At 71.8% G+C, this 21,281-nt stretch carries 16 protein-coding genes; all 16 read right to left on the bottom strand.

Features of this window, described 5'->3' with window-relative positions:
• Positions 1-76 precede the first annotated feature (76 nt).
• Positions 77-1,510, bottom strand: coding sequence for a family 2B encapsulin nanocompartment shell protein (locus AB0I82_RS03120; protein WP_363255296.1), 1,434 nt, complete (start codon positions 1,508-1,510; stop codon positions 77-79).
• Between the two features lie 353 nt (positions 1,511-1,863).
• On the bottom strand, positions 1,864-3,294 hold the full coding sequence (gene xylB, locus AB0I82_RS03115; RefSeq protein ID WP_363255295.1) for a xylulokinase: 1,431 nt from the start codon (positions 3,292-3,294) through the stop codon (positions 1,864-1,866).
• 55 nt (positions 3,295-3,349) lie between these two features.
• On the bottom strand, positions 3,350-4,315 hold the full coding sequence (locus AB0I82_RS03110) for an acetylxylan esterase (RefSeq protein ID WP_363255294.1): 966 nt from the start codon (positions 4,313-4,315) through the stop codon (positions 3,350-3,352).
• Between the two features lie 89 nt (positions 4,316-4,404).
• Positions 4,405-5,229: an amino acid ABC transporter ATP-binding protein gene (locus AB0I82_RS03105; protein WP_363255293.1), complete on the bottom strand. Its 825-nt coding sequence runs from the start codon at positions 5,227-5,229 to the stop codon at positions 4,405-4,407.
• 5 nt (positions 5,230-5,234) lie between these two features.
• The gene (locus tag AB0I82_RS03100; RefSeq protein ID WP_363255292.1) at positions 5,235-6,020 is read right to left on the bottom strand and encodes an amino acid ABC transporter permease; all 786 of its coding nucleotides are present in this window, start codon (positions 6,018-6,020) and stop codon (positions 5,235-5,237) included.
• 52 nt (positions 6,021-6,072) lie between these two features.
• Positions 6,073-6,870: a basic amino acid ABC transporter substrate-binding protein gene (locus tag AB0I82_RS03095; RefSeq protein ID WP_363255291.1), complete on the bottom strand. Its 798-nt coding sequence runs from the start codon at positions 6,868-6,870 to the stop codon at positions 6,073-6,075.
• Between the two features lie 186 nt (positions 6,871-7,056).
• Complete coding sequence (mmuM, locus tag AB0I82_RS03090) at positions 7,057-7,977, bottom strand: homocysteine S-methyltransferase (RefSeq protein ID WP_363255290.1); 921 nt, start codon at positions 7,975-7,977, stop codon at positions 7,057-7,059.
• A 13-nt stretch (positions 7,978-7,990) separates the two neighbouring features.
• The gene (locus AB0I82_RS03085; RefSeq protein ID WP_363255289.1) at positions 7,991-10,912 is read right to left on the bottom strand and encodes a glycoside hydrolase family 2 TIM barrel-domain containing protein; all 2,922 of its coding nucleotides are present in this window, start codon (positions 10,910-10,912) and stop codon (positions 7,991-7,993) included.
• A gap of 92 nt (positions 10,913-11,004) precedes the next feature.
• Positions 11,005-12,198 carry an SfnB family sulfur acquisition oxidoreductase gene (locus AB0I82_RS03080; protein WP_363255288.1) on the bottom strand — a complete coding sequence of 398 codons (1,194 nt, stop codon included), beginning with the start codon at positions 12,196-12,198 and terminating at the stop codon, positions 11,005-11,007.
• Positions 12,195-12,746 (bottom strand): NADPH-dependent FMN reductase, encoded by a 552-nt coding sequence (gene ssuE, locus AB0I82_RS03075; protein WP_363255287.1) that lies wholly within the window; start codon positions 12,744-12,746, stop codon positions 12,195-12,197. The genes AB0I82_RS03080 and ssuE overlap by 4 nt, the downstream gene beginning before the upstream one ends.
• Positions 12,747-12,856: 110 nt before the next feature.
• Positions 12,857-14,095: an acyl-CoA dehydrogenase family protein gene (locus AB0I82_RS03070; RefSeq protein ID WP_363255286.1), complete on the bottom strand. Its 1,239-nt coding sequence runs from the start codon at positions 14,093-14,095 to the stop codon at positions 12,857-12,859.
• Entirely contained in the window at positions 14,092-15,231 is a 1,140-nt protein-coding gene (sfnG, locus tag AB0I82_RS03065; protein WP_363255285.1) for a dimethylsulfone monooxygenase SfnG, read from the bottom strand. Before sfnG ends, AB0I82_RS03070 begins: the two co-directional genes overlap by 4 nt.
• Before the next feature lie 190 nt (positions 15,232-15,421).
• Complete coding sequence (locus tag AB0I82_RS03060; protein WP_363256053.1) at positions 15,422-15,529, bottom strand: putative leader peptide; 108 nt, start codon at positions 15,527-15,529, stop codon at positions 15,422-15,424.
• A gap of 258 nt (positions 15,530-15,787) precedes the next feature.
• Positions 15,788-16,756 carry an aminoglycoside phosphotransferase family protein gene (locus AB0I82_RS03055; protein WP_363255284.1) on the bottom strand — a complete coding sequence of 323 codons (969 nt, stop codon included), beginning with the start codon at positions 16,754-16,756 and terminating at the stop codon, positions 15,788-15,790.
• 113 nt (positions 16,757-16,869) lie between these two features.
• The gene (locus tag AB0I82_RS03050) at positions 16,870-18,246 is read right to left on the bottom strand and encodes an SWF or SNF family helicase (RefSeq protein WP_363255283.1); all 1,377 of its coding nucleotides are present in this window, start codon (positions 18,244-18,246) and stop codon (positions 16,870-16,872) included.
• Positions 18,243-21,176, bottom strand: a complete 2,934-nt coding sequence (locus AB0I82_RS03045; RefSeq protein ID WP_363255282.1) for a DEAD/DEAH box helicase — start codon at positions 21,174-21,176, stop codon at positions 18,243-18,245. Before AB0I82_RS03045 ends, AB0I82_RS03050 begins: the two co-directional genes overlap by 4 nt.
• Between the last annotated feature and the right edge of the window lie 105 nt (positions 21,177-21,281).

Here is a 21,281-nt window from a genome sequence, read left to right as displayed (position 1 = left end):
CATTCGGCGCGGCCCCTTGGTGATGTGCGTCACATCTGCGGCTTGAATTGCCGCGGGCGTGGCTTGAATTCGCGGTTCAGTGGCCGATCGACACGTCGTCGAGAATTCCGAGTGCGTCCGGGACCAGGACGGCCGCGGAGTAGTAGGCGCTCACGAGGTAGTTCAGAACAGCCTTGTTGTCAACGCCCATAAAACGGACGGAAAGGCTTGGCTGGTATTCATCGGGAATTCCGGTCTGGTGCAGCCCGACGACACCCTGGCGTTCCTCGCCGGTGCGCATCACGAGGACGGAGCTGGTGCCTTCCTTGCTGACCGGGATCTTGTTGCAGGGGAAGATCGGCACGCCGCGCCAGGACGGCAGGGAGTGCCCCATGAAGTCCACGGCCGTCGGGTACAGGCTGCGTCGGCTGCACTCCCGCCCGAAGGCCGCGATGACCTTGGGGTGGGCCAGCAGGAAGGACGGCTCCTTCCAGACCCGCGCGAGGAGTTCGTCCAGGTCGTCGGGGGTGGGCGAGCCGCTGCGGGCGGGGATGCGCTGGCGCGGATCGGCGTTGTGCAGCAGCCCGAACTCGCGGTTGTTGATCATCTCGTGCTCTTGCCGCTCGCGCAGCGCCTCGATGGTCAGCCGCAGCTGCTCCTCGACCTGGTTCATCGGGTCGTTGTACAGGTCGCCGACGCGGGTGTGGGTGCGCAGCACGGTCTGCGCGACGCTCAGTTCGTACTCCCGCGGCGCCAGCTCGTAGTCCACGAACGTGCTGCCGAGGGACGGCTCGCCGTGGTGACCGGAGGCGATCTCTATGGCCGCCTCGCCGCTCTCGTTGTGCGGCGCCGGGGTGCCGGACCGCGCCGCCTCCAGATGCGCCCGCAGCGCTTCCGAGCGGCCCGTGATCTCGCCGACCGCGCTCGCGGGCAGCGTCAGTACGGTGACCCGCGTCACGGCGCGGTAGGTGAACTCCCAGGTCGCGTCCGGCGTGGTGAGCGCTTTGTCGCCGAGGTGGTCGCCGCCGGCCAACGCGCCGAGCGTGGTCTCGTCGCCGTACTTGCCCGTGCCGATCCGGTCCACCCTGCCGTGCCCGATCAGCACGACGCGGTCGGCCTGCGCGCCCGCCTCGGCGATCAGCTCGCCCGCCGCGTACTCCTGGCTTTCGAAGCGCTCGGCGAGCGCGGTGAGGACCTCCGTGTCGGTGAAGTCCCGCAGCGCGGGCAGTTCGCGCAGCTCGTCGGGGATGACGCGCAGCTCGGCGCCGTCCGCGGCGAAGTCGATGTGGCCGTCGCCGACGCTGTACGTCAGGCGGCGGTTCACCCGGTACGTGCCGCCGGACACCTGCACCCAGGGCAGCAGGCGCAGCAGCCACCGGGAGGTGACGTTCTGCATCTGCGGCTGCGTCTTGGTGGTGGTCGCAAGATTGCGCGCCGCGGTCGTGGCCAGACTGGTCAGGTTCGTATTTTGGCTTTCGCCTCCGGTGTCGGAGAGAGTTTCTTCCGGAACCGTCACAGCTGCCCCACCCATCTCTGGAAGAAGTTGAAATCGGCCTATCCGCCGAACAGAGAAGGTAGTCGCACTGATTTTATCCGCACAATCCCTCAAATGAGTGGCGTAGAAAGGGAATTGAGTGGATAGGCTCAGCGGAACAGCTATCTCTCGGGCGCGCGGAACGCACGCTCCGGATGAATGCCGCGCGGGGGCGCATGACGGCGCTTACGGGGCCCGCGGGAGTACTCGCCCTGAAGGGCGCCGCGATCGGGCTCGCTTCGGGGCGGGCCGTCGCGGGCCACGAAGGGCGGTGCCCACGACCCACCCGAAGGGCGGTGCCTACGACCCACCCGAAGGGCGGTGCCTACGACCCACCCGAAGGGCGGGCCTCAAGCTCCGAAGAGCGGGCCCGCCGCAGTGAGTGTCCCCGTCAGCCGCTCCCACGCCGCCGCGTCCCGCTCCACCGCTTCATAGCGCTCGCCCCGGTCCGTCCTCCAGCGCCGCGCCACCGTGGCCGGGTCCTCGCCCAGCAGCAGCCCCGCCGCCTGCGCCGCGGCGCCCAGCGCCACCAGTTCCCCTTCCCGCGGCACGACGACGGCCCGCCCGGACAGCCGCCGTACGGTGTCCCGCCAGGCCCGCCCGCGAGCCCCGCCGCCGATCAGTAGCAGCGGCTCGTCCGCCGCGGTCTCCGGCCCCGCCACGAGGTCCAGCGCCCGCAGCAGTGCGAACACCGCGCCGTCATAGGCGGCCTGCAGAACCTGCCCGCCCGTGGTGTCGTGCCGCAGCCCGTGGAGCAGGCCCGTGGCATCGGGGAGGTTCGGCGTGCGCTCGCCGTCCAGGAACGGCAGCACCACCGCCGAACCGCCCGGCTCCACCGCCTCCCGGTCCCGGCCGAGCAGCGCCGCCACCCGGTCCACCGCGAGCGTGCAGTTCAGGGTGCAGGCCAGCGGCAGCCAGTCGCCGCGCGCGTCCGCGAAACCCGCCACCGTGCCCGTCGGGTCGGTCGGGCGCCGGGTGGTCACCGCGTACACCGTTCCCGAGGTGCCGAGGCTGATGACCGGGCGCCCCGGGCGCAGACCCAGCCCCAGGGCCGCCGCCATGTTGTCCCCCGTACCGGCCGCGACCAGCGCCCCATGGGGCAGCGGCAGCCCTTCGGGGCGCACGGTCCCGGCCGCCTCTCCGGGACGCGCCACCCGCGGCAGCATCTCCGTACGCAGCCCCACGTGCTCCAGGACCTCCGCGTCGTAGGACTCGGTGGCCGAGGACCACCAGCCCGTCCCCGAGGCGTCGCCGCGGTCGGTGACCGCCTCGCCCGTCAGCCGCTCGGTCACGTAGTCGTGCGGCAGCCGCACCGCCGCGGTCGCTCGCGCCGCCGCCGGCTCCTGCGCTCGCAGCCATGCCCACTTGGCCACCGTGAACGCTGGCCCGGGCAGGCCGCCCGTCCGCTCGGCCCAGCCCTCGGGGCCGCCCAGCTCCTCGATGAGGCGGCGGCTCTGCGGCGCCGGCCGTACGTCGTTCCACAGCAGCGCGGGGCGCACCGGACGCCCGGCCGCGTCCAGGGTGACCAGTCCGTGCTGCTGGCCCGCCACGGAGACCGCGGACGCCTGCCGGGCGGAGTCACCACAGGCCGCCAGCGCCCTCCCCAGCGCCTCCCACCACTCCTCGGGGTCGCTCTCCTTGCCGGGCCCTGCGGAGACGGTGTGCGGCGCCTGGCCGCGTGCCGCCACCTCTCCTGTCGCGGCGTCCACGACCAACACCTTCGTGGACTGCGTGGAACTGTCCACGCCGACCACGAGCGGCCCCGCTCCCCACGCGCCCATCACCACTCCTCACTCACGTGCCCGGCACTCGGGCGGACAGCCCGCTGACACCGCGTCATGCGAACAGCTCCCGCACGAATATGACCTCGTCCGCCTGATGGTGCACCCCGCCACCCTCGTGGCCGTTGAACCGCCACACCCGAAGGTCCTTCGGCCCCGCGTAGTGGTGGTATGCGGCGAAGCCCGTGGAGGCCGGCGTGATGGTGTCCGCCAGGCCCGTACCGAAGAGGGCGGGGACCTCGGCGCGGGCGGCGAAGTTCAGCCCGTCGAAGTGGTCCAGAGTGTCCAGCGCGGCATTGATGTGCAGCCGCTCCCCGGCAAAGTAGGCGGCGAGCTCGGTGTACGGGCCGGCCTCGGCCACCTCGACGGCGCGCCGGATGTGCGCCATGAACGGCACCCGGATGAGCGCGGCCGCGAGTCCCGGCACCAGTCCCGCCACCGCCAGCGCCTGCGCGCCGCCCTGGCTGTTGCCCTCCACGACGATGCGGTCCGGGTCCACCCCGGCGTGCTCACGGGCGGCCTCCACGGCCCGTACGGCGTCCGTGTAGAGCCTCCGGAAGTAGAACTCGTCGGGGTCCAGGACGCCGCGCGTCATCATCCCGCCGACGGACGGATTGGCGGAGCCGACCGGGTCGGGCGTGTCACCGGGCCGGTTGGGCCCGGTCTGGCCGCGCGGGTCCATCACGAACGTGGCGTACCCGACGGCCGGCCAGAGCAGCCAGTCGTGCGGCAGGCTGCGCCCGCCCCCGTAGCCGAGATACCGCACGACGCACGGCAGCGGCCGCCCCGCGCCGCGCGGCAGCAGGAACCAGCCGCGGATGCGGTGCCCGCCGAAGCCGGAGAACTCCACGTCGTAGGTGTCCAGCAGGTCCAGGCCCACGTCGACCGGGGTGAAGCGGGCGTCGAGCGGGCAGGCGCGCGCCTCTTTGAGGGTGCGCTGCCAGAAGGCGTCAAAGCCGGCCGGCTCGGGCCGTTCGGGGCGGTAGGTGCGCAGGTCTTCGAGGGGCATGTCGACGAACACCGGCGGGCTCCTGAGGCTCGGGGAAACCGATCACCGCTCACCATTCCCCGTTGCGGGCCCGACGTCACCGCCCGGTCCGCACCGCGTTCTCACCGGTCGACGCGTTTGCCGCTCGGCCCCGTGTCGGGGACCTCGCCCACCTCCGCCGCCGCCGGATCCAGCACCCGCGCCAGGAACGTCCGCGTCCGCTCGTGCTGCGGGTCGCCCACGACCCGCTCCGGGGCGCCCTCCTCGACGATGACTCCGCCGTCCATGAAGACCACCCGGTCCGCGACCTCCCGGGCGAAGCTCATCTCATGGGTGACGACGAGCATCGTCATGCCCTCGTCGGCCAGCGACCGCATGACGGCGAGCACGTCGCCCACCAGCTCCGGGTCCAGCGCCGAGGTCGGCTCATCGAAGAGCATCAGTTCCGGGTCCATCGACAGCGCGCGGGCGATGGCCACCCGCTGCTGCTGTCCTCCGGAGAGCTGCGCCGGGTACGAGTCCGCCTTGTCGCTCAGGCCCACCCGCGCCAGGTTCGCCCGGGCGATCTTTTCGGCGCCCGCCTTGTCCCGGCGCAGCACCCGCCGCTGGGCGATCGTCAGGTTCTCCAGGGCGGTCAGGTGCGGGAAGAGGTTGAAGGACTGGAAGACCATGCCGATCCGGCGCCGTACCCGGTCGATGTCCACGTCCGGGTGGGTCACCTCCGTACCGGCCACGGTGATCTTCCCCGCGGTCGGCTCCTCCAGGAGGTTCACACAGCGCAGCAGCGTCGACTTGCCGGAGCCGGACGGCCCGATGACGCACACCACCTCGCCGCGTCCGACCGAGAAGTCGATGCCCTTGAGCACCTCCAGCTCTCCGAAGGACTTGTGGAGGCCGGAGACCTCGATGGCCCGGGAGTACGCGGCCGGCACCTTGTCCGTTGTCATGCGGGTCACCTGGCCTTCGCCGTACGGGCTTCCAGCCGCCGGACGAGGTGCCCGAGCGGGAGGGTGATCACGAGGTAGAGCAGGCCCGCGACCAGGATCGGCGTCAGGCTCTTGTACTCGTTGAGCGCGTCCCGGCCGAAGTTGGCCAGCTCGTACTGGCCGAGCGACAGCCCCAGCAGGTACACCAGCGAGGAGTCCTTCGTCAGCAGGATCAGCTCGTTGGTCAGCGGCGGCAGGACGATGCGGAACGCCTGCGGGATGACGATGGAGACCATCGCCCGGCCGTGCGACATGCCGAGCGAACGGGCCGCCTCCGTCTGCCCCTTGGGCACCGCCAGGATGCCCGCCCTGATGGTCTCCGCCATGTAGGCGGCGCCGACGAGCCCCAGAGAGAGCATCACGGTGACGTACTGGTCCAGCGCCACTTCGAAGGCGAGCGGCACACCGAAGCCGAGCGCGATGAAGACCAGAAGGGCGGGCACGCCGCGGAAGAACTCGATGTACGTGACGGCGATCCAGCGGTACGGAGGCACCGACGACAGCCGCATCAGCGCCAGGATCAGCCCGAGCAACAGCCCGAACCCGAAGCCGAGCAGCGTGTAGAGGACCGTGTTGACCAGCGCCGTGGCGAGGATGTCCGGGAACAGCGCGCGGGCGATGCCGACATCGAAGAACGCCCGCCGCAGCTGCCCCCAGTCGGCGACCAGCGCGACGACGGCCACGATGACGGCCAGAAGGGCGTACTGCGACCCACGGAACACCCGGGTCCGTTGCCGTTTGGACAGCGACATGCGTGCAGAACTCCTCAGGGGTGGACGACGCGCTCCTCGGGGGCGGACGGGGTCAGCTCTGCGGCGCGGTACCGAACCACTTCTTGTAGATCCTGTCGTAGCTGCCGTCGGACTTGGCCTTCTTCAGCGCGGCGTTGACCTTCTTGCGCAGCGCGTCGTTGCCCTTGGCCATGCCGATCCCGTAGTGCTCACCCGTGTCGAACTCCGCGGTGACCTCGGTGTCGGGGTTGGACTTGACGTAGTCGAGCAGCACACCGTTGTCGTTGATGCCGGCGTCCACCTTGCCGGTCTTCACGGCGGTCAGCAGCAGACCGAGGTCCTCGTACTCCACGAGGTCCACGTCCTTGCCCGCGTGCTTCTTGGCATAGATGCCGCCGGTGGTGGCCTTCTGGTAGCCGAGCTTGCGGCCCTTGAGGTCCTCGACCTTCTTGTAGGGCTTGCCCTTCTTCGTGATCAGCGCCTGAGTGGCGTTGAAGTACGGGTCCGAGAAGTCCATGACCTTCTTGCGCTCGGGCGTGATGGTCATACCCGCTGCGGCCAGGTCGCACTTGCGAATATTGAAGTCCTGGCCGGTCTCGATGCCTTCGAAGGGCGTGTTCACGATCTCCTGTTTGACCTTCATGTCCTTGGCCACCAGGTCGACGAGGTCCACGTCGAAACCGACAATTTTGTCGCCCTTCTTCACCTGGAAGGGCGGGTACGGCAAGTGCGTGCAGGTCTTGAGCGTCCCCTTGGACACCAGCTGCAATCCGGAACCCTGCTTTCCCTCGGACTTCGTGCTGGTGCAGCCGGACGCCAGGGCGACGGCCGTGACGACGGCTATGACAGGCAGCGACGAGCGAGCTGACACCGGTCCTCCAGGGAAAGTTCGAAGATCAACAGTGACCTGCCGATGGCGAGTTGGGCTGAATCCTGCCACCGGCCGTGTCCGCTGTCTCCGCCGTGGGGGTTGCGTCTGCATAACGACCTTGATCCGTCACACGCATGAAACGGCCCCGCCACGTACGGGCGGGGCCGCGGCACATCAGAGGGCGCGTCAGGGTGAGACGAGGCCGGCGAGGGCGGAGACGGAGTCGGGGCCCACGCGGCAGCAGCCACCGATGAGGCGCGCGCCGCCCGCCGTCCAGGCCGTCACGCGCTCCGGAGTGAACGTTGCCCGCCCGCGCCAGGCACGCGCCTGCGCGTCCCACTCCTCACCGCTGTTCGGATAGACCACGACCGGCTTGCCGGTCACCCGCGCCGCCAGCTCCACCGCCGCGTCCGCGTCCTCCGGTACACAGCAGTTGACCCCGACGGCCACGATCTCCTCCGCCTCGGCGGCGAGGGCGAATGCCTCCGAGAGCGGCTGCCCGGCCCGCGTCCGGTCGCCGTCGATGCTGTACGACAGCCACGCCGGTACTCCGAGGCCGCGCACCGCGCGCACCAGGGCCTGGCCCTCGTCGGCATCCGGCACCGTCTCCAGCGCGAACACATCGGGTTCCGCGGCGGCCAGCACCTCCAGCCGCGGCCGGTGGAACCGTTCCAGCTCGGCGACGCTCAGACCGTACCGGCCCCGGTACTCGGAGCCGTCCGCGAGCATCGCACCGTACGGACCGGCGGAGGCCGCTACGTACAGCGGCCCCGGAACGCCGCCCTTCATGGCGAGTCCGGCGGCCTCCCGGGCCAGCTCCACGCTGCGGCGCAGCAGCCCGGCCGCCTCCTCCCGGCCGACGCCGCGATGCGCGAAGCCCTCGAAGGTGGCCTGGTAGCTGGACGTGATGGCGACCTGGGCGCCCGCTTCGTAGTACGCACGGTGCGCGGCGGTGATCGCGTCCGGCTGCTCGGCGAGCAGCCGGGCCGACCACAGCTCGTCGCTGAGGTCGTGCCCGGCCGACTCCAGCTGATTGGACAGCCCGCCGTCGAGGACGACGGGGCCGCCGGCCAGGGCTTCCGCGAACGAGGGGAAGGAAGTGCTCATGCCATGAAGCCTGTCATTCCAGTAGCCGGAAGGTGAAAGCGAACGCGGCGGGAGCCGCTTCGAGGCGGTACTGCGGGAGCACGCCCGGGCCGCACGACCCGCTGCCGATCCCGTGCTGTGCGTGATCGAGGTTCAGCCACACCCGGTCACCGGCCACCAGGTCCGGAGTGTGCCGGGCGGCGTCCAGCTCCTCGGAGGTCCAGCGCCGTGCGGTGAAGAAGTAGTGCGGCTCTCCTTCGATACGCAGCCCCGTCCCGTCCGGACGCGTCAGCTCCGCCCACCGCACACCGATCCGCGCGCCGTTCTCCTGCGGCCGTACGTACGGGGTCTGGAGCGCATCGACGGGCAGCGACCAGCGGCCCACGCGGGCCGCTGCGGATGTGTCCGGGTACGCCTCACCCGGACCGCCACCGAACCACCGAACGGCGCTCAGCTCGCCGTCCAGGCCCATCCGTACCCCCAGCCGCGGCAGCGGCGCCGGCCACTCGCCCTCGGGCGTCACCGCCAACTCCAGCCGCAGCGCCGCCCCGTCCGATGTCCAGCGGTGCACCACGGCGAAGCCCGGACTCGTGGCGGCCGCCGCCACCCTGGTACGGACGACCAGCGCGTCCCCCTCCGCCGTCACCGCGTCCGTGCGGTGCCGCATCCGGTGCAGCCCCATCCGCCGCCACTCGGGCCCGCAGCGCTGCCCGGGCTGCCAGGGCGCGCCCTCGTCGTTGTCCGTGGGCGCCCGCCAGAGGTCCAGCCGGGGGCCGGTCACGGGGGAGCCACCGAGACGGCTCAGCACCCCGGTCGTGGCGTCGAAGAGACCCGGACCGAGAACGAAGGACCGGTCCGCGCCCCGCGACGGAGCCGCGCTCGGCTCCCACGGCCGCGGCACCGGAAGCGGCGCGGCCGACAGTTGTCCCCACGCGACCTCGTGCCCGGCCTCGGCCCAGGCGGCGTCCTCGGCCAGCACCGCCCGTACCGTCCACAGCGCCTCGCCGTCCCGTGGGGCGTCCTCGGGCGGCGCGGGGAGCTTCACTTCGGCGCTCTCGCCGGGCAGCAGCGGCGGCACCGCGAGCTTCCCCTCCGCGACCGGCCGGCCCTCCACCTCGTAACTCCAGGGGAAGGCGAGCGCGGAGAGGTCGGCGAAGTCCTGCAGGTTGGTGACGCGCACCGCCCCGGGTGCGCCGTCCGGACCGATCGCCTCGAAGCGGACCGGCTCGATGACCTTCTTGTACTCGATCAGCCCGGGGGAGGGCTCGCGCTCCGGGAAGACCAGCCCGTCGCACACGAAGTTGCCGTCGTGCAACTCCTCACCGAAGTCCCCGCCGTACGCGTGGTACCGGACGCCGTTCGCGGTGTACTGCCGCAGCCCGTGGTCGATCCACTCCCACACGAAGCCGCCCTGGCAGCGCTCGTAGTTCTCGAACAGCCGCTGGTACTCGCTCAGCCCGCCGGGGCCGTTCCCCATGGCGTGCGCGTACTCGCACAGCACGAAGGGCAGGCCGCGGCGCCGGGCATCCAGAGCGGCGTCCGGGAGCGGCTCCTCCGTACGCCGCCCGATCCGTTCGACCTCGGCGTGGTCCGCGTACATCCGGGAGTAGACGTCGGTGTCGGCGCAACTGGCGTCGCCCTCGTAGTGCAGCGGTCGGGAGGGGTCGCGCTCCCGCATCCACGCGGCCATCGAGGACAGCCCGCGCCCGGTGCCGCACTCGTTGCCGAGGGACCACATGATGACGGACGGGTGGTTCTTGTCGCGCTCGACCATCCGGCGGGCCCGGTCCAGCAGCGCCGGCGTCCAGCGCTCGTCGTCGACGGGATTGGCCCGCCAGCCCTGCTGCGCGAAGCCGTGCGTCTCCAGATCGCACTCGTCGACCACCCACAGCCCCAGCTCGTCGCAGAGCGCCAGGAAGGCCGGGGCGGGCGGATAGTGGCTGGTGCGCACGGCGTTGATGTTGTGCTGCTTCATCAGCAGCAGATCGCGCCGCATGAGGTCCGCCCCCACCGCGCGCCCGTGCGCCGGGTCGAACTCGTGCCGGTTGACACCGCGCAGCAGAATCGGCCGCCCGTTGACCTTCAGCAACCCGTCCTCGACGACGACAGTGCGGAACCCGATGCGCAGCGGCACCCGCACCCCGGAGGTGGCCAGCTCCGCGTCGTACAGCCGGGGCGTCTCCGCCGTCCACGGCTCGACCGGCACCGTCAAGCTCTCCCCGGTCGCCAGATCCAGGCCCAGCTCCGGTACGGTCACCCGCCCCGCGGGGGCGCTGTCCACGCGCAGCGTGCCCTGCCCGGTGCGGTGGTCGTACTCGGCGTGCACGAAGGCGTCCCGCACGGCGCCCTCGGGGCGGTGCCGCAGCTCCACCTCGCGGAAGACGCCCGGCAGCCACCACTGGTCCTGGTCCTCCAGGTAACTGCCGGACGACCACTGGTGGACGCGGACGGCCAGGACGTTGCGCCCGGGCCGCAGCAAGGGTCCCGCCTCGAACTCGTGCGGCAGCCTGCTGCCCTTGAAGTGACCCAGCTCGCTGCCGTTCAGCCACACCCGGGCACAGGACTCGACGCCCCCGAAGTGGAGCACGGCGGAGCCCGCCGGCCAGTCGGCCGGAAGGTCGAACGCGTACCGGTGGTCGCCGGTGGGATTCTCGTCGGGCACCCGGGGCGGGTCGACGGGGAACGGATACCCGGTGTTGGTGTACGCCGGGGCGCCGTGCCCCTGGAGTACCCAGTGGCCCGGCACCCGCAGCTCCTCCCATGCCGAGTCGTCGTACTCGGGGCGGGCGAACGTCTCGTCCTCGGTGGTCGCGGCCGGCGACAGCCGGAACCGCCAGGTCCCGCCGAGAGACAGCCGGGCGGCGTCCGTCCCGGGCAGCCAGGCACCGGGCGGCAGACAGCCGCTGCCCGGCGTCACGTCTTCGTAGTACGGCACGTCTTCTTCGGAATGCGGCACGTCTTCCTCGTACGACACCATGCCGCCAGCGAAGCACGCACGCCTCCCGATTGCGACCACATCCGGCTGTTCACCGGATGTGCCCCCGCCGTTCAGAGGAGGCCGTGGCGCAGCGGCCGGGTGCCGTTCAGCACGTACCGCCCGAGGTGCTGCACCTTCCACCGCACGGGGTCGTGCAGCGTATGAGTACGCGCGTCACGCCAGTGCCGGTGCAGGTTCAGGCCGTTCAGCGCCGCGCGGGTACCGGCCACTTCGAAGAGCGCGCTGCCGGCCTCCACCGCCGCCCGCGCGGCCTGCACCTTGGCGGCGGCCACCGCGATGGACGCCTCGGCTGCCGTGTCGTCGGTGAGGCCACCGGCCGCGGCGTCGACCGTACGTGCCGCCTCGGACAGCAGCGCGCCCGCGGCCCGTACGGTCAGCGCCAGCTCGCCGAACTGCTGGATCAGCAGCGGGTCCTCGGCCGCGGTCTCCAGCCCGCTCTCGAACCACGGCCGGCTCTTGGCCCGGACGAACTCCGCCGCCTCTGTGAGCGCACCCTCGGCGATCCCGGTGTCGATGGCCGCGTGCAGCAACTGGGCAAGAGCGCCGTGCAGCTGCGGGCCCCGGAAGGTGAGGTGGTGCGGCACCACACGGTCGCGCGGGACCAGGACGGACTCCAGGCGCACCGTGCCGCTGGCGGTGGTGCGCTGGCCCATGCCGTCCCAGTCGTCCAGGACCGTCACGCCGGGCGCGTGGCGCGGTACGTAGGCGACGTGCAGCTCCTCGTCGGCGCCGCGTGCCAGCACCGGGATCCAGTCGGCGAACAGGGCGCCCGTGGAGTAGTGCTTGGTGCCCTCCAGGACGTACGAGCCGTCCGGCTGCGGTACGAGCCGCGTGCGAATGTCCTGGACGTGCTGGGTGCCCGCCTCCGACTGTGCGTTGCCCAGCCGCCGCCCGGCCAGCACCTCTTCGAAGAAGAACTTCTGCTGCTCCGCGCTCCCCTGGCGGCGCAGCACCGCCACGTACACGAAGTGGCTCTGCGGAATCTGCGCCAGGCTCGCGTCGGCGCTCGCCAACAGCCGGAAGACCCCGGCGAGCGTTTCGGCCGGCACGTCCGCGCCGCCGTGTGCGTGCGGCACCGTGATGCCGAGCAGGCCGCTGTCGGAGAGCCGGTCCAGCTCGAGGCGCGGCAGCCGGCGCTCGGCGTCCCGCCGCGCCGCGCCGGTGCGGAACTCCGCCGCCAGTGCGGCCGCGACCGCCAGCGCCTCCGCGTCGTCGGCGATCACATGGGCGACGGGACCGGTCACGCCGCGACCCTCAGGGGTGCGCGGTCCAGCGCCGCCGCGAACTGGCCGAGCACACCGTCCAGCGCCTCGCGCGTCCCCGATGCCACATGGACGCCGCCGCCCTCCTGGACAGTGATGTCACGGTCCAAAACGAACCAGCCCTGCACAATGTGCGAGGCGCCCATCGAGGACAGCACGGGCCGCAGCGCGTAATCGATCGCGAGGACATGCGCCGTGGACCCGCCGGTGGCCAGCGGGAGCACGGTCTTGCCGGCCAGCGCGTACTGCGGCAAGAGGTCGAGCAGGGACTTCAGCAGGCCGGAGTAGGCCGCCTTGTAGACGGGCGTGCCGATGACGACGCCGTCGGCCTGTTCGACGAGCCGGGTGGCCCGGACGATCGCCGGATGCCCGAAGTCGGCACGCAACAGGGCCTCGGCAGGCAGCGTCCGGACGTCCAGCGGGATCACCTCGTGTCCCTGTGCGGTGAGCGTGGCATCCAGATGGCGCAACAGTCGCGCCGTACGGGACGTGGGGGAGGGGCTTCCGGAGAGGGACAGCACGGTGGCCATGGAGATTCACCTCGGGGTGTGTGGTGGTGCGAACACGTATGAGAGGAGCGGCGGGCCCGCCCGGTTCGGGCCCGCCGCGGTGTGCCTACGAGTACCGGGTGGCGGGCGGCTTACGAGTACCAGGTGGGCTGCGGCAGCTCGCCCGTGAGCACGAAGCGGCCGACCTCGCGGCGCTTGTAGGCGACGGGGTCGTGCAGGGTGTGCGTGCGGATGTTGCGCCAGAAGCGGTCCAGGCCCTCGGCGGTCGCCGTGGACCGCGCGCCGGTCACCTCGAAGATCCGGTTCGCCACTTCCAGGGCCACGTCCGTGGCCCGCGCCTTCACGGCCGCCACCCGCACCTCGTGCTCACCGCGGTCCCGCTCGGTCACCGCATCGGGGTCGGCATGCAGCGCCCAGCCCTCCTCGGCCACCTGGTCGGCCAGCGCCTCGGCGGCCCACAGCTTCGCCGTCAGATCCCCGTACGTGTCGATGACGTACGGCTCGTCGACGGCCCGCTCGTGACCGCCGTGCAGCCACGAGCGGGCCTTGGTACGGGTGTAGGTCCCTGCGGTCTCCAGTGCGCCGGCCGCGATCCCCAGGTAGAAGTGCGCGAACACCAGCTGGATGGTGGGCACGTTGAGCGTGTTGTAGACACGTCGCTGGAACGACTTGTCGATGTAGCCCGCCGCCGCGCTCCACGGGACACGCACCCCGTCGATCGTCACACTGCCGCTCTCCGTGAGCCGCTGCCCGATGTTGTCCCAGTCGTCGTGGAAGGTCAGGCCCGCGCTGTCGGACGGCACGATGGCGAAGACATGGTCGCCCTCGGGGTTGTCGGGCCCCACGCTGCCCTCCAGGACGCCCTCCAGCACGGTGACGTCGGAGACCCTGCTCCCGGTGGAGAAGGATTTCCGCCCGGTGAACGTCAAGGTGTCGCCCTCGTCCCGTACGACGACGTCTTGATCGCGCGGGTTCACGGCGCCCCCGAAGAACCAGCGGTTGCGGGCGGCCTCGGCCTCCACGTGCTCCCACTGCTCCTGAGTGCCGACCAGCCGGGCCGCCCAGTTCCACAGGTAGTGGTAGCCGAGCAGCTGGCCGATCGACCCGTCGGCCTTGGCGACCTCGCGCACCACCCGGTACGCGGTCGGCCAGTCCTGACCGCCCCCGCCGTGCTCGACCGGGCCCAGCAGGGTGACCAGTCCGGAGTCCTTGAGCAGCCGGACCTCGTCGTACGGGGTGGCGCCGGCCCGGTCCCGGGCGGCGGCGTCCGTCGCGAGGACGGCGGCGACCTCGGCGGCGCGGTCGACCCAGGCGTCGGAGGTGGCGGGTGCGGGGCGGTGCTGCCAGTCGGTGTGCGCGGCGGTGCTCATACCAGTGCTCCTTCGGAAAGGTTCTCGTCCTGGGCTTCCAGTTCGCGTACGAGCGGCAGCACCCGCTCGCCGAAGTACTCGACCTCTTCCAGGTAGTGCAGAAAGCCGAGCAGGAAGAGATCGACGCCGAGCCGCTTGTAGGCGACGATGCGCTCGGCGATCTGCTCCGGTGTCCCGATCAGTCCGGTACGGAACCCGTCGTTGTACTGCACCAGGTCCTCGAACGAGGAGTCCTGCCACATGCCCTTGCCGTCGGCGGTGGAGTTGCCCGCCTGCTGGACCGCCTGACCGAACCCGCGGACCGCCTGAGCGTCCGCCTGAGCGACGATCTCGCGCAGGACCTCCCGGGCCTCCTTCTCGGTGTCCCGGGCGATCAGGAAGCCGTTGAGGCCGAATTTCGGCGGCGTACGGCCGGCGGCCGCGGCGGCCGCCCGGACGTCGGTGAGCTGCTCGGTGACCCCGTCGAAGTCCTTGCCGTTGCTGAAGTACCAATCGGAGACCCGGCCGGCCATCGCGCGGGCCGCCGTGGAGTTGCCGCCCTGGAAGATCTCCGGGTGCGGGCGCTCCTCGGTGTTCAGCGGCTTCGGCTTCAGCGAGAAGTCCCGGATCCGGTAGAAGTCGCCGGCCAGTTCGGCGTGGTCCTCGGTCCACACCGCCCGCAGGGCGCGGATGAACTCCTCGGCGCGCCGGTAGCGTTCGTCGTGCTCCAGCCACGGTTCGCCGAGCGCGGTGAACTCCTGCTTGAACCAGCCGCTGACCACGTTGACGGCGAACCGGCCGCCGGAGAGGTGGTCGGCGGTGGCCCCGAACTTGGCGAGCACACCTGGGTGCCATAGCCCGGGGTGGACGGCGGCGATGACCTTCAGGCGCTCGGTGGCGAGCAGCAGTGCCAGGCTGAACGAGGTCGACTCGTGCTGGTTCTCGGCGCCGTAACTGGCCATGTAACGGACCTGGCTCAGCGCGTACTCGAAGCCGTTTTCCTCGGCGAGCCGGGCGAGCTTGCGGTTGTACTCGTAGCCCCAGTCGGTGCGCTGCTCGATGGTGCTGGTGACCAGGCCACCGCTGACATTGGGCACCCAGTAGGCGAACCGCGCCGGGCCGCCGGCGGGTTGTGGAACATGAGCGGATGCGGACATGGAAGAACTCCGGATCGCTGAAAATGGGCAGGCGGAATCACCGGTAGGGGAAATGCGCGGAAAGCCCGCGGAAAGGCAGCGGGAAAAGAGGCCGCGGCGTGCGCGAACAGGCGTGAACCGTTGGGGAAGTGCGGCGCGCGTACGCGGAATTACCGGACCGGTGAGTGTCCGTGGAAAGAGAAGGCGGCGCTCAGGCCGAGGGGCGACACAGGGCGCTGGAGACCCGGACGAGGTCGACGTGGCGCCGCTCCGTCAGGCGCTCTGCCAGGCGATGCGGCAGACTCGCTCGCGGCTTCATCAACACGTCACCTCCCTGCAACATTTCTTCCGGAACAGGCTGCGAACAGCCTCCGGGGCGAGTTTACCGTCAAGTCGCCGGGTCGGTCGATTCGGCGTCCTTTTAGGTGGTGACAGGTTCCCCCGTGAAGTGGTGCCGCGTCAATATCCAGCGGTAGTTCGGCACCGGCTGTCGGGTATGTGGGAATGCTCCCGGTCCACCGAAAGGAAAGCCGCCTGCTGTGGTAGGCGGCCGAACTCCGGAGGGCGCAGGTCTTCGTTACCGAGTGAGGATGTCCGGGCCGAGCGGAGCGCGTTCACGCCACTGATCGATCATGGGGGCCATCATCGGGCCCAGTTCCGGCATCGCGGGCACGACCGCCAGCGCCCCCACCACCTGCAGCAGCCGCGCTCGCTCCATGACGTTCAGCAGCGAGCGGTCCAGGCGGCGGCCGCTCGCGCGCTCGTACTCCGCTGTCGCTCGCGGCGCCACCATGGCCAGGTCCCACTCCACGGGGCCGCGGGTGACATCCTCGAAGTCGCTGAAGAGATGCCCCTCGGAGGTTCGCAGGAGATTGTACGACGGCCCGTCCCCGTGCAGCGGCTGTATGCGGGCCCCGGGAAAGTGGCCGGGCAGGTCGGCCGCGAGCGCTTCGAGGACCGCGTACTCCTGCTCCGCCCGGTCCAGCTCGGCGGTCGTCAGCCCCTGCGGCTCCTTCCGCAGCGCGGCCAGCAGCGGCCCGACGGTGGGCACAACAGGGGACAGCGCGGGCAGCTCGCCCGGATACCGGGCCAGGAAGTCGTGCAGGTGTGCCGTCCAGCCCGTCTGCTCGACGAAGCGGTCCTCCAGCGCCTCCGGACCGGCCGCGAGGGCCTCGCGCAATGGATCCTTCTCGTCGACGAACTCCCAGAAGGTCAGCGATCGCCCGTCGCACGCGACGGGCTCCCGGGGCACCAGCGGGCTGGGCCGTACGACCGGCGCTCCCGCGTCGGCCAGCCAGCCCACCACGTCCAGCTCACGCCGCTGCTTGACCGCCTGCTCCTCGGCGGACACCAGGGCGAGCGACGGTACGCGGACGACCACCGGGTCCGGCGCGAGATGCACCAGTACGTTGAACACGTCGTGCAGGACCCGTGGTTCGTCCGCCCGCAGACCCAGCCGTCGCGCCGCTCTGACCGCGATGCGCACGGCGCGCTCGGCGCGTTCGCTGAGGGGGCCGCCGGAGGAGTCCGAGCTCGGATTCGCCATGGTTCGATCATGACGACCGATGTGGGCGATGTCGACGCATTTTTGGGGAGGGGCGGGCCTTGAGGAGCCGGCCCCTCGGAGTTGCGTAGACCGAGCTTTGGGCCGCGTACTGCCTACCCCGTGTACGTCCCTTCCTCTGCCGCAAGGGACGCGAGCGCCGCTGCCGGGTCCTCGTCCGGCGGCCCCGAAGGCAGCCAGCGGCCCTGCTCCTTTCGGTACGGCCACCAGCGGCCGTCCTGCCCCAGCCGCAGTTGCGCGTCGCCGCCGACGACCGTCCACCGGTTGCGGGTGACCCGGAACCGGGGCCGGTCCGCCTCGTCCGCCCAGGCGGCGGCCAGCCCCGTGGTGGCGCGGGCCAGCGCCTCGGGGGCCGGTGCCCACTCCTCCTCCAGGACCGCGAGTCCGGCCGGACCGCCCTGCCGCCATGCCCGTACGGCCGCCGCCAGGCCCCTGGCGTCCCGCCCCGAGGCCGCCGCGAGCCGTTCGGCGACCGGTGCGGGCGGGCCGGCCGCAGCGAGCCGTACGAGGTCCTCGGCGGGCGTCGGTCCGCTCGCCGGCGGAGTGTCCGCGTGCCAGGCGGACAGCGCCTCGCCGAGCAGCCTCCTGGCCCGCTCCGCGGTGTCCCCGATGAGGAACTCCAGGGCCGGTACGTCGACTCCGAGGGCCGGCGGGGTGCCGCCGCCCAGCGCGGGAGCGGCGCCGGCCTCGCTCACCGGGGGCGGAGGCGGCGGCACCGGCGGCAAGCCCTCTTGGGCCGCGAACGCCTCCGCCGCCGGCACACCGGCATCGGCGTCCGGCGCACCACCTGGCGTGGCGGTGCCCTCGTCGTTCTGATGCGGCGCGTACGCCTGTGCACGCGCCGCACTGCGCGCCTGGAGCTCGCCCAGCAGCTCCTCCTCACCGCGCCCGCGCAACAGGAGCAGTACGAACGGATCCTGGTCCAGCAGGCGCGCCATCTGATAGCAGAGCGCGGCCGTATGGGCGCAGTGGTCCCATGCCTCGCAGCCGCAGGACGGCTCCAGATCGCCGATTCCCGGCAGCAGTTCGACGCCGGCCGCCGCCGCGTCCTCGACGAGCTGCGGCGGCATGTCACGGTCCAACAGCGCGGCGATATGCCCCGCCCGGTCGGCGACCATGTCCAGGAACCGGTCCCAGTCCGCCGCGCCCAGCTCCTGAAGCAGCACATCCGAACGGTGCGCGGTGCGGTCGCGGTCCTGAACGACGGCGGTGATCCGTCCCGGCCTTACGGACACCGCGCCCACCGCCCCCGCACGGGCGTGCCGGCGCCCCAGCTTCAGCTGCGCGACGTCCAGCGCCGTGTCCTCCAGCGCCTTCAGCCATGCCTGCCCCCACCATGTGCGCGCGAAGCCGCCCCCACGGACGGGCGGCAGCGCAGCGAACGTCCGCTCGGGCCGCCCCGTGTGCTCGTCGCCGTACGTGCCATCGGTCTCGTCGTTGAACGCGCCCTCGGCGCCGTGGAAAACGCTCATCGTTCGCCCCCTCGAAGCTCCACCAGGTCCGCCAGTTCCGCGTCGGTCAGCTCGGTGAGCGCGGCCTCTCCCGAGCCCAGTACGGAGTCCGCCAGCCGCTGCTTGCGGGCGAGCATGTCGGCGATCCGGTCCTCCACCGTGCCTTCGGTGATCATGCGGTGCACCTGCACCGGCTGGGTCTGGCCGATGCGGTACGCGCGGTCGGTGGCCTGCGCCTCGACGGCCGGGTTCCACCACCGGTCGAAGTGCACGACGTGCGAGGCACGGGTCAGGTTCAGCCCGGTGCCCGCCGCCTTCAGAGACAGCAGGAAGACCGGCACGTCGCCGTCCTGGAAGCGGCGCACCAGTTCCTCCCGGCGCGCGACGGGCGTACCGCCGTGCAGCAGTTGGCTCGGCACGCCGCGCGCCACCAAGTGCGCTTCCAGAAGCCGCGCCATCCGCACGTACTGGGTGAACACGAGCACCCCGGCCCCCTCGGAGAGCAGCGTGTCCAGCAGCTCGTCCAGGAGCTCCACCTTCCCCGAGCGCTCCGCGAAGCGCCGCCCACGGCCCTGCTCGACGCCGTCCTCCTTCAGGTACTGCGCGGGGTGGTTGCAGATCTGCTTGAGCGAGGTCAGCAGCTTGACCACGAGGCCGCGGCGGGCGAAGCCGTCCGTGCCGGCGATGCCGGCGAGCCCCTCACGCACCACCGCCTCGTACAGCGCGGCCTGCTCCCCGGTGAGGCCCACCGCGCGGTCGGTCTCCGTCTTCGGCGGCAGCTCGGGCGCGATGCCCGGGTCCGACTTGCGGCGGCGCAGCAGGAACGGCCGTACGAGCCGCGCCAGCCGCTCCGCTGCGGCCGGATCGGCGCCGCCCTCGACGGCCTGCGCGTAGCGCGTGCGGAAGCGGCCCAGGGGGCCCAGGAGCCCCGGCGTGGTCCAGTCGAGGATCGCCCACAGCTCGGAGAGGTTGTTCTCCACCGGGGTGCCGGTCAGCGCCACACGGGCACCGGCCGGCAGCGTCCGCAGCTGCCGGGCGGTCGCGGAGAACGGGTTCTTCACGTGCTGGGCCTCGTCGGCCACGACCATGCCCCAGCCCACTCCGGCCAGCTTCTCGGCGTCCACCCGCATCGTCCCGTACGTCGTCAGCACGACCTCGCCGGCCGCGAGATCCGCGAGACTGCGCCGCTCCGCGTGGAACCGGCGTACAGGGGTGCCCGGCGCGAACTTCTCGATCTCCCGCTGCCAGTTGCCCATCAGTGAGGTCGGGCAGACCACGAGAGTCGGGCCCGCGGTCTCGGGTGCGGCCTGGCGATGCAGATGGAGCGCGATCAGCGTGATCGTCTTGCCCAGTCCCATGTCGTCGGCCAGACAGCACCCGAGGCCGAGCGACGTCATACGGTGCAGCCAACCGAGGCCGCGCAACTGATAGTCGCGCAGCGTCGCGGTGAGCGCGGCCGGCTGGTCAGGCGCGTCGTCCCCCGGACGCTCCGGATCGGCGAGCCGGTCGCGCAACTGCCGCAGCGGGCCGGACGCCTGTACCTCCACGCGCTCGCCGCTGCCGCTCTCGACCGCTCCCGTGAGCGCTGCCCCGAGAGCCTCCATGGGCGTGACCTTCCGGTCCCTGCGCTCGTGTGCGGTGCGCAGCGCTTCGGGGGCGACGAGCACCCACTGGTCGCGCAGCCGCACCAGTGGCCGCCCGGCCTCCGCCAACCGGTCCAGCTCCGCCCGGCTCAGCTCGTGCTCCCCGATGGCGAACCGCCAGCTGAACGACAGCAGCGCATCGGCGGACAGCAGCGACGGCAGAGCGGACTCCGTACGGTCCGGCGCCGCCTCCGAAGGATCCGTCGCCTCCGGTGGGCCCACGACGGCACGCGTGGTGAGGCTGCGGGCGAGCTGCTTGGGCCAGTGGACCTGTACACCGGCGGCTGCGAGCGCCCGTGCGCCGGGGCCCAGCAGCTCGCCGATCTCCTCCTCGGCGAGCTCAAGAGCGTCCGGTACGGCGGCGGAGAGCAGCGGCTCCAGCGGTGCCCAGGCGGCGGCCGCCCGCCGCAGCGTCAGCAAGGTGTCCGTGCGGGCGCGCGCACCGAAGGCACGCCCCGCCGGTGAGTCGCCCGCCCACACGTCGGAGACATCGGCGACGAGAGCCGGGTCGGTGAGGCTGTGCAGCTGGAGCACGGCGGAGAAGCGCGCAGGGGCGGGGCCGCCGTCGGAGCCGAGCGCGCCGTCGTGGCCGTCCAGCCCGGCGATCTCGATACGGAGGGACAGGCGCACGCCGGCGTCGTGCCCCGCCGCCACATCGGCCGCCCAGGCCCGCTGCTCGGGGATGTGCTGCGGCGCCTCTGCCGCGTAGGCAGGACTGCCGATGGCCGTCACGGCGGCGGGGGAGCGTGTCAGCCCGTCGGCCACGGCGTCCAGGAAGGAGCGCAGCAGCCGCTCCGGTGCGGGCAGCCGTACCGGGTAGGTCCCCGGGAGCGGTGTGGCGTGTGCATACGGAGGCATCGCGGTGGCCAGCTCCCGTATGCGGGCGCTGTCCTCTGGGTCCAGTGGGCCGCAGCGCCAGGCGTCGTACTCCGCGGCGCTCAGCCCGGGCAGCAGCCTGCCCCGCGCCACGAGGTGCAGCGCGACCACCGAAGCGGCGCCCCAGAAGGCCGCGGCGGGGTGCGCGGTAAGGGACGCGCGCGCTCGGGTCAGTACGGGGAGCGCGGCGGCAACCGGCAAGAAGAGGGCCGGCACCTCCCGGGTGACGACCTGGCCCTCATCGGAGGGCAGGGCGACGGTCAGCCTCTCGGCGGACGCGGCACCCGCGTCGAAACCGTCGAGCAGCGGCTCGCCGTCGGGCCGCCAGAAGGCGAGCCGTCCCCTACGTGGCGGATCACCTGGCACGTACACGGCGGCGCACCGGGAGAGGCCGGAGAGCCGATCGAGGGTGAGCGCAGGAAGTGCTGGCACGTGCCGACGACACCTCAAGTTTGACTACTTGCCTTCGGAGCGGCCGAGGGTACAGCACGATCCGCGCCTGCGTGGAACCTCCGGGGCCGATCCGGCGTTCAATGG

Origin of the sequence: Streptomyces sp. NPDC050315, assembly GCF_040655775.1 — a bacterium.
Classification (GTDB): Bacteria; Actinomycetota; Actinomycetes; order Streptomycetales; family Streptomycetaceae; genus Streptomyces.
The sequence above is the reverse complement of the archived record's forward strand: the minus strand, read 5'-3'. Positions and strand labels throughout refer to the sequence as shown.